This is a genomic window from Enterococcus silesiacus (genome assembly GCF_001886225.1).
GTDB classification, from domain to species: domain Bacteria; phylum Bacillota; class Bacilli; order Lactobacillales; family Enterococcaceae; genus Enterococcus_L; species Enterococcus_L silesiacus.
This window is the reverse complement of sequence record NZ_JXLC01000029.1, coordinates 23,201-36,311: the sequence shown is the minus strand read 5'-3', so window position 1 is coordinate 36,311 and position 13,111 is coordinate 23,201. Positions and strand designations below refer to the sequence as shown.

The following is a 13,111-nucleotide window of genomic DNA, read 5'->3' as shown; positions in this document are numbered from 1 at the left end:
CGCTATTTCCTGACCGGAACGGGCACTTGTCTAAGAATCTGGGCAAAAATTTCTTGTAATTGTTCGAACGATGCCAGATGTCCGCCTTTTAATAACAAACGATGACCAAATGTTGCTGGTAAAATCTGCTGTAGATCACTCGGTGTGACGTAATTTCTTCCTTCAGTCAAAGCAAAAGCCTTAGCTGCTCGAACGAAAGCTACTGATCCGCGTGGACTGATACCAAGAGCAATTCCGTCATGATTTCGAGTCGCATGAACCAATTGCAACGCATATCTAGCAACAGCCGAATCAACATAAATATCTTCAACAATTCTTTTTAATTGAGCGATTTCAGAAGCATTTAAGATTTGCTGTATTGAATTTAATTCTTGACCTGTTTGATTCAATATCAAGTTTAGTTCATCCGTAAATTCAGGATAACCGATATGAAGCTTAAATAAAAAACGATCTAGTTGCGCTTCTGGCAGAGGATAAGTTCCTTCATATTCGAGTGGATTTTGCGTGGCCAATACAAAAAAGTGTTCATCCAATGGATAAGTATGATTATCGATTGTCACATGCCCTTCAGACATTGCCTCTAATAGAGCGGCCTGTGTTCTCGGTGTGGTTCGATTGATTTCATCAGCTAGTAAAACCGTTGTAAAGATAGGGCCGTGATGAAATTCAAATTGTTGAGAAGCTATATTGTAAATTGAAACACCTAAAATATCGCTGGGAAGCAGATCCGGTGTAAATTGAACTCTGTTAAATGTACCGTGAGTGGCTTTAGCTAAGGTTTTGACCATCATTGTTTTTCCCACTCCGGGGATATCTTCAAATAAGACGTGTCCGCCGGCTAAAAAAGCGGTAACAGTTAATTGAAGTACTTCGCGTTTGCCTAAAATGACTGTTTCCATTTCATCAATTAGTGCGTTGATTTGTTTGTGTGCCGATTCGAGCATATAAAGTGTTGCCTCCTTATTGTTAAAACTGAATTCTGTCGTTAGAACAAGGGATTCAGTGATGATTCGTTTTTTAGATAACGAGTGTATTTATTTTATTGTATAGATAACTCCATTTCAGCACAAGGTATCCTAAGTATTTCTTAAGATAGCTTTAAAAATTTTGGTTGATGGGCGTAATTGTTTTAACTGAATTTCGTTGGAAAAAATATATTCGCTGGTCAGACATTATCTAAAAAAAACAGGTGACGTTGCTAGTTTTTAAAGCAAGGGCTTACAATTTTGATTGTAAAAATGTGGTGAAATAATTATAAATTTCTCATTTTTTTTGAGAATCGAGAAATTAAATGAGAATTTTTTTATTCATTTTGTGCTATGCTTAAAGTCAATATTTTTTGAAAGAAGGATGAAAAATGAAAAAATCATTAAAAGGGATTGTTTTAGCTTCATTGATCAGTACTCAAGTGTTAACTGCACCACTTTCAGCCTGGGCAACCAATGTTGAAACACCGGAAATAACTGAAAATAGTGAACAAGTTGGGTTACAGCATCTGGACGAGGAAGATCTGGATCCAAAAATAAACGAAGAAAAAACAGAAACACCAACTAGTGCGGAGACAACAGATCAAGGAGAAGCGGTTGAGTCTCCCTTAGAAAGTGAAGCGGAAACACCTATACCAGAACCATTACCAGAAGCGCCAGAAACCCCAGAAACTCCGATAGAAGAAATGCCAACAACAACCGCTAGTGAAGCTAAAATACAAGAGGTCAAAGATGCTGTTGTTAAAGCGCAAGCAATACTGGATGAAGGGACGTACTTAGCTGAAACAACACTTCCGCTAAAAATGGCCATGTCCGCAGCAACGACGCTGATAAACCAAGCTGGTGTGACAGATGAACAGTTGGACAACGTAATCACCGATATTAACGAGAAAGTTTTAGGGTTAATCAAAGCTGAGGTTGAATTAAGTTTTGTAGTTAATTTAATTACGGCAATCGATGAAGCGACCCAAATCATCAACAACACAGATAAGTTTAAAGATATTTATACACCAGCCTCTGTAGCGGCTAAAAAAGTTGCGATACAAACAGCTGTGGATGCTGGAAAAATGATTTTAGCAGGAGTTATTGATGCACAAGGCAAGTTTGATCCAGAAGCATCAGTTACTAACAGAGCAGCCATCATTGCAGCAGCAGATGCAATTATTACTGCGATTAATGACGGTAATGGTTTAGTTCGTAGAGATCATTTGGTAGATATTTTGATCGAAGCTAATGGCTTAGAAGGAGCGAAAGTTGCTTCAGATGAAAATACAACGGACTTTGAAAATGCTGTTGAAAATGCAATTAAAGCGCTAGATAATGCTTTGACTGATGCTGAGGCAGATGCTGCGGTGAGCGCATTGAGAGCTGCGATGGATAAATTGCATTTAGTAGTTGTTGTATCTGCAGTCGATGAAGCGGGAAATTTAATTGTGGATCAGACAACTACATCATTAAGTGGATTATACAAGACGGCTTGGAGTGTTGAACCACCAGTTGTTGAAGGATATGAATATGTTTCTTCAAACAATCAGCCAGTTACGTTTGCCAGAACTTCTGGCCAAGTCGTGTCAGGAACCTTCGGTGATGGGACAAATGATGTCACTTTCGTCTACAAAAAAGCTGTAGACCAATTTGAACCACCTTATGAAGCACCTGAAGTTCCTACATCTAAAGCTCCTGTTGACAATTTACTGAAACAACCAGCTGTGATTGGGTTGACAAACGATCCGGTGAGTAATACAACGAATAGTAACAATACGTACTACTCAAAGAAAAAATTACCTCAAACAGGGGAACAAACAAGTGCAATGACTAGCTTTGGCTTGATGGCGATAGCCGTAGGTACATTGGCATTTTTCAAAAAAAGAAAAATCAAAGAGTAAATGACTTGATCAAAAATAAACTGATCTAGAAATAAGAGGGGACTACTCTCGCTCCAACCGTTTATTTGGATTTTTTGAGGCTAGAATATGACTCGTAGAGTGATGTTCTAGCTTCTTTTTTGAGTATAAGGCAAATCAATTTCAATCTTAAAAGATTAGGTTCATACTAATTAATAAAGAACGAAAAGGTGGGAAAACGAATGCATACAGATAAACAAATGAAAGCTGCCGGTTTTTTTGAAGGACTACCGATTACAAATGAAGCCAGTTTTTTAGACGAAAGTACATTGATCCCAAGCCCAAACCCGCATGATATTCTTGTGAAAATCAAGGCAGTTTCTGTAAATCCAGTCGATTTGAAGTTAAGAACGAGTACTAAAAAACAAAATCAGTTAAACGTTCTAGGTTTTGATGCGATTGGAGAAGTGGCTTCAATTGGTGCAGAGGTTAAAAAATTTACCGTTGGGGATCGCGTTTTTTATGCAGGAACAACCAAACGCGCGGGTGCTAACCAAGAGTATCAATTAGTAGATGAAGCGATTGCGGCTATCGCTCCTAAAAATCTAAGTGATGAAGCGGCAGCAGCATTACCGTTAACCTCATTGACAGCGTATGAATTATTATTTGATAAATTTGGTTTGAAAGCACAAGAAAATGCCAACCAAGGGAAAACAATTTTAGTGATCAATGGGGCCGGCGGTGTTGGGTCGATGTTAACCCAGCTTGCTCATTGGGCGGGATTAACCGTTTATGCCACGGCTAGTCCTAATAATTTTGACTGGTTAAAAAGAAATGGAGTCGATCATCGGCTTGACTACCATCAAGACCTTAAACGTAGTTTGGAAGAATTAGGAATTCAGACAGTTGATTATGTAGCGGTTTTGTTTGATATCGTTCCATACTTTGATGCTGTAGCTGAATTGATCAAACCTTTTGGCCATATAGGGACTATTGTTGGTTTAGATGAAGCACTGGATATCAGTCGTCTGAAAAATAAGTCCGTCAGTTTTGATTGGGAATATATGTTTGCTAAAACAGATTTTAATTATCAAATGGAGACGCAAGGAGCGGCCTTAGCTTTAATCGCCCAACTTGCAGAAGAGGGGAAAATAACGACAACTGTGAGTAAAGTTTATAGAAATGGGATTAATGCTGCAAATATAAAGAAAGCCTCAACAGATGTTGAAGCAGGTCATATGAGAGGAAAAGTTGTAGTAAGCGGTCCTTTTAATGGAGAAATAAAAGAGGTGAAGTGATCAAAAGCCGCCTTGTGAGGCAGTTGGAAATGTCAAAATTAAGATCAAAGCAAAATTTTAATGGTCTAAGTTCATCTGAATAATAAAAAAAGCTGAGTAAAAGTATAAAAATGCTTTTTGCTCAGCTTATGTTTTTTTCAATAATGAGTTATTTTTCTTGTCTTACTCTCTTCAATACATATTTATACTGAACAAATCCGATGAGAACTAGGCCAAGGAATACCCATGCGTAGCTTGACTGTTCACCAGTAGCAGGAAGTTTCTTTTTAGCCGATACATTCGCTTTTGCCTCCGCCTGTGATACTTGTCTATGGCTAGAAGAGGTTGTTGTTTGATCAGTCGAATGGCTCGTTTCTTTGCTAGTTGTTGTTTTTTCAGTGTTAGAAGTGGTTGTTTCAGTCGTTTCGGAAGAATCAGTAGAAGAAGTAGGCCCCGTTTTATCTTCATCTTTGGTATAAACATAAGTTACTTTCTGATCTTCTTTAGTAAATGTGCCTGCTGTACTGCCTTTGACTTCTTTAAATGTGTACCCTTTAAATTCAAGTTGTTCTGTAGTAAAAGTTTTTCCAATGGTGTCAGTATATGGTATTGGCTCTCTAAGCTTCACACCAGTTGTATCTACATAATAAGCGATTACTGTTCCTTCTAAATCAACGATTGGTGCAGTAATTTTTTTGTACACAAAAGTTACAGTTTGTGCTTGATCGGAGTAGTTGCCGGTTGCATTGCTAGGCATTTCTGTTAACTCATACTCAGGAATTACAGGAGCTGGAATTTCAAACGTTTGACCAACTAAACCTGAGCGCGTTTCGCTAGCTAATAATGTTGTTCCGTCTGTATCTTGATAATGGATCGTTACAGTTTGACCGTCATCAAGGACGTTGAATTGGTGTAAATAGGTTCCACCTGAAATAGCATAAAACGTAAAACCAGGTGGTTGTTCGTAAGACCCTGCTAAATTATCTAAACGAGCATTGTATTCAAAACGAGCAAGATGCTTAAATTCCTCTTCCGTTACACCTGAAACGGTGATTCCTTGAGCTGTGATTTGTAACCGACTCGCCGGTAATTGAATATCATTAAAATCTAAGTAAGTATTACTAGCAGAATTTGATGTTGTAAATGGCGGAACATGGCCGTCAAAGTTTGTCATCCGATTTGGCATCATGGAAAATGGCAAGAATAATGTTTGCTTATCAAAATCATAATCTAAGGAAGAACGGCCAATAGTAGTTGGCGCATCTTTTCGTCCAGTATTTTGCCCAAAAGCAGCTAAATCACTAAGGACAGGAAATTCGTTGATTACAGTAAAGTCCGTGATTCCACAAAACTGAGTGGAAAGTGATGTTAGATTAGGTAATGATTTTAAAGGAGTAATCGTCGTAATCGTCAGATTTGAATCCATATAGATTCTTTTTAAAGAGGTTAGTTGAACAATTTTAGGAAAGATATCATTATCAATACTAGTAGAGCCTAAACCAAGATTAGTGAGCCCGGTATTTTTGCTCAGATCTGGGAAGTTAGCACTAGTTAAGCTTTTTGTTTGAAGTGTCACATATGTTAACGAAGAGAGTTGCTCTAATGGGCTAAAGTCGGTTACGTTATTATTTGTATTGATATAAATCGAACTTAAGTTTATTGCATGTTCTAGCCCAGAAAGACTACTAAGCTGGGCAGAGTTGATCGAAAGATTGGTTACGCGTTCCAGGTCTGCTTGAGCTAGCTCACTTCCAGCAGGTAAGCCTAAAGTGGTTAGAATCGCTTGTTTTAAAATCGGATCTGCAATAGTAATAGTATCGCCTCTAGGAGCAATCACAGCTCGGACCGTTTCTTCAGTCATTGTAGAATTGGTTGTCGAAATAGTCGGTTCGTTTTCTCTTGGAATTTCGTTTGATGCCCCAGTTTCTGCAGCAGTAGAACTCTCTACAGTTGCAGAAGATTCAAGAGTTGATTCTGTTGTATCTGTGCTTTCTTGTGGTTCTGAAAGAGTCGTTTGTTCAGTAGCAGGCAAGGTATCTTCAGCGAAAACAAAAGATGTCGAAAGGAAAGTCGGAGCTAAAAGAGTAAGTAGCATCAGAGTATGGATCGTTTTTTTCTTATGTGTTGGTAGAATAAACTTGTTTTTCATATGTATTTCCTCCGTAATTCAAGATAAAATGCGTATTAATGATAAAATAATATTATCACAAACCATTTTATCATAAAAATACTATTAAAATTCGTTAATTTTTAAAATAAAGATATGTTTTTGTTATAAAAATGCGTTTATCTTTGTTTTAAAGGCTTTGCGAGATTTTTTGTGATTAAAAAATGATTAAAAAAATATTTATTTGAGGGTGAATAGTAAGTTTAGATCAAAATTAAAAAGATGACAAAATTTTGTTAGGTAGATTATAATGAGGTGATCTGTTGAATAAAGAAATGAATGAGCTTGTATAGCATTTAAAATGATCTAGCTTCACAGAACAGATTCCTCAGCAAATAGATAAATCACTTGAAAGTCTAAAAGCGACTTTAAAGTGATTTCCTAATTTGCTCGGAAACTGGGCGGTTCTGTTCAGCTTTTAAATAAGGAGTATACGCAATGACATTAAAAGAAAAAATTATAGCGGAAAGTAAACGTTTGGGGATCGATAAGATTGGTTTTGCTTCGGCGGAGCCTTTTTTTGAATTGGAGGATTCCTTGAAAGAGCAAAGAGAACGTGGGTTTAATTCTGGGTTTGAGCATCAGGTGATTGAAGAACGGATTTATCCTGAAAAAACTTTCGAAAATCCTAAAACGATTATCGCCATTGCGCTGGCCTATCCAACTAAAATTGAGGGGAAAGTACCACGTGATGAAAAGAGAGGGATGTTTGCTCGAGCGTCTTGGGGGATTGATTATCATGATGTTTTACGCGATCGATTGTCAAAGTTGATCGACTTTATTCAATCACAGACCCAGAATTTAGAAGAAACTGAAAGCTGGCGTTTTGCTCCGCAAGTGGATACTGGAGAATTAGTGGATGTAGCGGTTGCCCAACGTGCTGGTTTAGGGTTTATCGGCAGAAATGGGTTGTTGATCACTGAAGAATTTGGTTCATTTGTTTATTTGGGCGAAATCGTCACAAATATTGATTTCGAAGTGGATCAACCTGTTCCATTTGGCTGTGGTGACTGTACAAGGTGTGTTACAGCTTGCCCCACACAAGCACTTTTAGGAAATGGCAGTATGAATGCCAAAAAATGTTTGTCTTATCAAACGCAAACTAAAGGGATGATGCCGGAAGAATATCGAAAAAAAATGCATAATGTCATCTATGGCTGTGATATCTGTCAGCTAGTTTGTCCGTATAATCGAGGCAAGGATTTTCATTTTCATAAAGAAATGGAACCAGAAGTCGATACTGTTTACCCTAAATTAAAGCCGATGCTCAGCATTTCTAATAAAGATTTTAAAGAAACGTTTGGGCATCTTTCAGGTTCTTGGAGAGGTAAAAAGCCACTACAAAGAAATGCCTTGATCGCATTAGCGAATTTAGGTGACCGCAGTGCGTTACCAGAAATCTTTGTTTGTGCAACGGAAGACGTGCGCCCTGTCATCAGGGGAACGGCGGTCTGGGCAATCGGAAAATTAGGAAATAAGGAAGCGGAAAAATGGTTAGATGTTTTACGCGAATTGTTAGAGGTAGAACCAGAGGAAGAGGTGCTTGAAGAAATCAGAAATGCCATCAAGCGATTAGAAAAATAAATAGTAATTATATAGGAAAGAGGTTGACAAAAAAAACAGCATCTTCGGAAAATAAACCGAAGGAGCTGCTTTTTTGCCACCATTTATATGGATTTTAATAGGCTGAGATGTAACTCTTCGAGTTGTATCTCAGCCTATTGATAGTCAATGAATAAAATTAAGCTTTTGCAGCTTCTTTTGGTTCGCGGCCCAAAATAGCTTGTAAGACTGTTAAGACACCATATGAAGCTAGAATTGTGTAAATCAAGCTTGAATAAGTTGTAATATCGAAATCCCACGTTTTGTAAATAACTAAAACAATTGCTAAAACAATAGCTGCAAGCACGTTGAAGAATGCGAACGCCCATAGATTTCCATTTTCTTTACGTGAAAGATAATAGATTGAAAACCATAAACTTAATACGCCCCAAGCGATACAGACTAAAATAGCTGCCCAATAAATAATAAATGCTACCACGAAGTTTCACCTCACTTTTGTACATTAGTATTCTATCACGTTCTCTTTTGTTTGTCATGAAAAGACAGTGAAAAAGCTTGGTATAGGTATCCGGTAAACTAGCTATTTGTCAGACCTCATGTATTCAACAGTGAGTCACTCTAACTGGTTAAGCAGATTTTTTCCAGTTTTGTGTAAAGGACTTCTTAACAATAAAATAAAACTAGAATAACCAGTTGCAGATCAAGGTAGCAGCTAGGATATTCTAGTTTTATTTTCGTTTGATCCGAATAATTTTTTCTATCTGATGGTTATTTAGGCTATAATAAACCTAGCGGGAGATGAAATGATGCAAACGATTGATGAGAAAAAAGCCATAGACCTGATCGAGCAAGCACAGAAAATCGTATTTTTAACGGGAGCAGGTGTTTCGACAGCTTCTGGTATACCGGATTATCGTTCGTTATCTGGTATTTATCATGGCATTGAACGGCCTGAATATTTGCTAAGTCAGACTTGCATGAGGGAAGAACCAGAGAAATTTTATTCATTTGTCAAAACAATGTATCATCCAAAGGCAAAACCAAATAGGATTCATTTGAAAATAGCGGAATTAGAAAAAGTTAAAGATGTCGGGGTCATTTCTCAAAATATAGATGGCCTTCATAAGGCAGCGGGCACTCAGCATTTAGTCAATTTTCATGGAGATTTATATGATTGCTACTGTCGGAAATGCGGGCAAACTATTTCTGCAAAATCGTATTTATTATCTGATCAACACGCTCAGTGCGGGGGGCAAATTCGTCCAAATATTGTTTTATATGAAGAAGGATTGGATGAACAAGTGATAGCAACAGCGATTAAAGCTATTGCGGCAGCAGAGTTGATTGTAATTGTTGGAACGAGTTTTCAAGTGCATCCATTTTGCGACTTGATTCACTACGCTTCAAGTCAGGCAGAAATCCTAGTGATTAATCAAACGCCTATCCCATTAAATCAACAAGCCTATTTTCTAAAAGAAGATGCACTTCGGGTTTTTGAAAATCTAATGATAGAGGAGCTTTAATATGGAAGAAATTAAATCAGAGCGACAAAAAATGATCGACGGGGAGTTGTATTTTGCAGCGGATCCAGAATTAACCACTGCACGGAAGTTTGCCCGTGAACAAATGAAGTTAATCAATAAGGAAGAAGATCGATTGATTCGTAAACAATTAGTTGAAGAAACCTTTGGGACAGCTGGCACTGGTAGTTACATCGAACCGACAATCAGCTTTGATTATGGCTTTAATATTCATGTAGGGAAAAACTTCTATGCCAATTTCAATAGTATTTTCCTAGATATTTGCCCAATCACAATTGGGGATAATTGTATGTTCGGACCGAATGCGCAATTATATACAGCAACGCACCCGTTACACCCCGTTAAAAGAAATAGTGGGTTAGAGTATGGTAAACCGATTACTTTAGGAAACAATGTCTGGCTTGGCGGCGGTGTCGTAATCACTCCTGGCGTAACTTTAGGCGATAATGTCGTTGTGGCAGCTGGCGCTGTGGTGACAAAATCATTTCCAGATAATTGTGTGATTGGCGGTAACCCAGCAAAAATCATCAAAGAAATCGAGTTAGACGAAAAACGCTCACCACTAACAATTCAGCGGGATAAAATCAATGCACTGGATAAACAGATCGTGACTTTATTAGAAGAACGTCTAAGCGTTGTTGACGCGATTGTAGGGATCAAAAAAGCAACAGAGAAACCAATCTTGGATACAGCAAGAGAACAAGAAGTTCTAGAGACGATCAGTGACTATGTTGGAAACGATCGCTACAAAGAAGCTATCAAAGAAACTTATCAAGGAATTATGGATGTGTCAAAACAGTTTCAACAACAGCAGACAGATTAAGCTTGCAGGGGGAAAATGAATGGACGGAGAACAAAGACGGACCTTGATTTTACTTGAGTTAGAAACGGCTGAAAAACCAGTCAGTGCCAGTCGTTTTGCTGAAAAGTTCAATGTCAGTCGCCAGATTATTGTCGGCGATGTGGCGCTTTTAAGGGCATCAGGTCGTGAAATTATCGCAACAGCCAGAGGCTATTTACTGGAAACAGAGCAAGCACGGCAAGGTATCATTAGGAAAATTGCTTGCCAGCATGCACCAGAACAAACCGCTGACGAAATGCAGACAATTATCTCTTTAGGCGGAGAAATCATTGATGTTGTAGTGGAACATCCAATCTATGGTGAGTTAACAGGCGGACTACATATTCGCACAGAAAAAGAAGTAGAGGAATTTATCAAAGCTTATCAAAATAGCCATGCTTCGTTATTATCTGAGTTAACAGCTGGGATTCACTTACACACGATTCGTTGCGAAAATGAACAGATGGTAGCAACTATCAAAAAAGCATTGGAACAAAAAGCTATTTTATATAAAGGTTAAAACAGCGCTAGACACGGACAAACTTTTAGGTTGTCTGTGTCTAGCGCTGTTTTTGCAGTGTAGTCTTATTTAATTATGAGAACGGTTAAACAAATGTTTTTTTGAATATCTCCTTTTGAATAGAATAAAACAAGGCGTTCCAATTGCTTTCTTCAAATATGTTCTCAATATAAATTATATTTTCATTACTTGCTGAAGGTTCAGCAAAATCTGCAATAACAATATCTGCTTCTGCAGTCTTTTGGACAAAGGTGATTAGCTCTTCATTGTAAATCTTCCTGATTTTATTTTGGATGAACAATTCTGAAAGTGTATCTTTGGAAAAATGAATGGCGATTTTCAATCGGTTATCGTTTGCATAGTCAATAATATAGTGAATCCATGAATAGGCGATATAATGGTATTTTTTGTCAAAAGCTAATTCTGCTGCTTCTTGGGGGTATTTCTTTTTAAATAAGGTATGAAATTTTTTGATGTCCTGACTCCGTTCTTCTAGTACGTAAGTTGGAAAAGTGACTTTTGTGAAATTTTCGGAATAATTAAACGCCTCGTAAAAGCTAATTCCCACGTAACGGATAAAAATCATCACAATAGTCGCTCGGTAAAGCAAAGTGTAGTAATCACTGTCGGATAAGTGCAATTTCCAATGATCAAGAATAGCATCAATAAATTGTTGGCTAAGTCTAATTAATGGAAGTTTAGTTTCTATAAACTTTTTAGCCAAGAAAATTTGTTCTTCAGGTGTTTCAATTGCTAAAAAGGTTCGTAAAATAAAATTTAAAAAAAGATTTTCATTAGTCAAAGTAATTTTTAAATCAGGAGAAAAGTTATCCACTTGGTAGATTGAAAGGTCATTTGTTTGTTCTAACAATTGAGCGAATGTAACGAATTGTTCATCTAATTCGATTTTTCGTTTCTTTTCAATCGTGTGATAAATACTATAAGAAATATAATGACGCAAATGTTCTTGCTTAGAAGTGGAGCTAATATAAGGATCAAGCTTATACAGCATGACTTTAGATTCATCTAAGGAACTACGATGTAATGGCGATTCCTTTGTCTTGAAAGAAGACCAATAAAAAGAAAAAATAAAGTAGCTTAGAGAAATTTCGTCAGCTAGGAAATTTGATTCATCTAAGTTTTGTGTAAATACCAGTTTAATTCCTAAAGGATTAAGTATTTTATTTAATCGAGTTAGTTGTTTGTAAACATAAGAAGAGGTCAAGTGCAGATCACCAGCCAATTCGTCTATAGAATAATAGTTTTTTTTAAATAGTGCTCGAAGAATCTCAAAAGCTGTTGTTTCCTTTAAATAATAAAGCTTCGTTATTTCCAGTACATGAATACTATCTAGTCCAGGAGCTAATACTAATTGATAATCTTCTGATACTTTAACGATTTGAGCATCATCTTTAAAGATTACGTATAAATCCTCATTCAATATAGAGATTTGTTTTTTTAGTTTATGATTGTCAATTTTTAACTCCTCTGTTAGTTTTTTTTGATTACGAGTTGTTGAGCAGGTGGAAAAGCGACTAAGTATTTGTAATTTGAACAAGTTGTTTTTTTTAAGTAAGATATTCATTTTTTATACCTCCTGTTTAAAATGTATAGATATATTCAAAGCAGTTCATTAAAAATAGATTTGTAAAAAATGGATTTTTATATTTTTCTGTCTGAGTGAACTAATAATAATAATAAATTATATTTATTATTATTTTATACAGTTTATAAAAAGAAGAGATAAAATAAGAATTAATGCCAGTTTTTAAAGGGTTTTTCCAATAGAGAAAAACCAGCTAGTGATTTTGTTATCAATGTTATTATTTGTTAATTATACACAATTTATTTTAATTATTCTCTTTTTTATCGGGAAAATAGGAATAAAAAAGAAAAAATGGAAGGTTGAAAATCCTAATATTGCCATCTATACTGAATCACGTACTAAAAACACGTTGGATGTTACTGATTGTTTTTTTCTGTGTAGCAATTTAAGGATTTTGAAAATAGCAGCAAGGAACGTATGAATGGTTAAAAAAATTACTGCTATATATTTTTCTTTCAGGACATATTTTTTCTATACATATATCATTTCATTCTGTTTAAGCGGATGAGCTGCAACTGTATTTGGCTTAGGAAACGGGACAGATGCTGGTAAAAAGAGTAATATTTTGATGCCGTTCAATAGCTACAATAAAGTAGCAACAACCTTTATGCTACTGATAGATGACTGTTGATGGTGTAAAAGAAGCAGCAATTACTGTAAGGAAATTATAATTATCAGAATGTTGGGACGATTTTCGGGGAACAAATTATCTTCAATAATGATTGTGAACCTAAAAGAACTGGCGTTCTTCATTGATGCTAGCATA

10 protein-coding genes are annotated in these 13,111 nt (G+C 36.5%); 6 read left to right on the top strand and 4 right to left on the bottom strand.

The annotated features are described in order from the left end of the window. Nucleotides 1-2 precede the first annotated feature (2 nt). The gene (locus tag RV15_RS15865) at nt 3-944 is read right to left on the bottom strand and encodes an AAA family ATPase (protein ID WP_071878985.1); all 942 of its coding nucleotides are present in this window, start codon (nt 942-944) and stop codon (nt 3-5) included. A gap of 413 nt (nt 945-1,357) precedes the next feature. Between RV15_RS15865 and RV15_RS15860 the strand changes: the two genes are divergently transcribed. Beyond that, complete coding sequence (locus RV15_RS15860) at nt 1,358-2,872, top strand: MucBP domain-containing protein (protein WP_071878984.1); 1,515 nt, start codon at nt 1,358-1,360, stop codon at nt 2,870-2,872. Nucleotides 2,873-3,072: 200 nt separating this feature from the next. Next, nucleotides 3,073-4,128 (top strand): zinc-binding alcohol dehydrogenase family protein, encoded by a 1,056-nt coding sequence (locus RV15_RS15855; RefSeq protein WP_071878983.1) that lies wholly within the window; start codon nt 3,073-3,075, stop codon nt 4,126-4,128. A 148-nt stretch (nt 4,129-4,276) separates the two neighbouring features. On the opposite strand, the gene RV15_RS15850 is transcribed toward RV15_RS15855, so the two are convergent. Further along, nucleotides 4,277-6,256, bottom strand: a complete 1,980-nt coding sequence (locus RV15_RS15850) for a MucBP domain-containing protein (protein WP_071878982.1) — start codon at nt 6,254-6,256, stop codon at nt 4,277-4,279. A 456-nt stretch (nt 6,257-6,712) separates the two neighbouring features. On the opposite strand from RV15_RS15850, the gene queG reads away from it, so the two are divergent. Continuing rightward, the gene (gene queG / locus RV15_RS15845) at nt 6,713-7,858 is read left to right on the top strand and encodes a tRNA epoxyqueuosine(34) reductase QueG (RefSeq protein ID WP_071878981.1); all 1,146 of its coding nucleotides are present in this window, start codon (nt 6,713-6,715) and stop codon (nt 7,856-7,858) included. Between the two features lie 157 nt (nt 7,859-8,015). Here the strand turns inward: queG and RV15_RS15840 are convergent, their stop codons facing one another. Next, the gene (locus RV15_RS15840) at nt 8,016-8,315 is read right to left on the bottom strand and encodes a hypothetical protein (protein ID WP_071878980.1); all 300 of its coding nucleotides are present in this window, start codon (nt 8,313-8,315) and stop codon (nt 8,016-8,018) included. A gap of 328 nt (nt 8,316-8,643) precedes the next feature. Between RV15_RS15840 and RV15_RS15835 the strand changes: the two genes are divergently transcribed. The 3 genes from RV15_RS15835 to RV15_RS15825 are packed head-to-tail and all read left to right on the top strand — an operon-like array spanning nt 8,644 to nt 10,739. Continuing rightward, entirely contained in the window at nt 8,644-9,360 is a 717-nt protein-coding gene (locus RV15_RS15835; RefSeq protein WP_071878979.1) for an NAD-dependent protein deacylase, read from the top strand. Nucleotide 9,361: 1 nt separating this feature from the next. Further along, entirely contained in the window at nt 9,362-10,201 is an 840-nt protein-coding gene (locus RV15_RS15830) for a chorismate mutase (RefSeq protein ID WP_071878978.1), read from the top strand. A gap of 19 nt (nt 10,202-10,220) precedes the next feature. After that, nucleotides 10,221-10,739, top strand: a complete 519-nt coding sequence (locus RV15_RS15825) for a transcription repressor NadR (protein WP_071878977.1) — start codon at nt 10,221-10,223, stop codon at nt 10,737-10,739. A gap of 85 nt (nt 10,740-10,824) precedes the next feature. On the opposite strand, the gene RV15_RS15820 is transcribed toward RV15_RS15825, so the two are convergent. Continuing rightward, entirely contained in the window at nt 10,825-12,324 is a 1,500-nt protein-coding gene (locus RV15_RS15820; RefSeq protein WP_071878976.1) for a helix-turn-helix domain-containing protein, read from the bottom strand. Between the last annotated feature and the right edge of the window lie 787 nt (nt 12,325-13,111).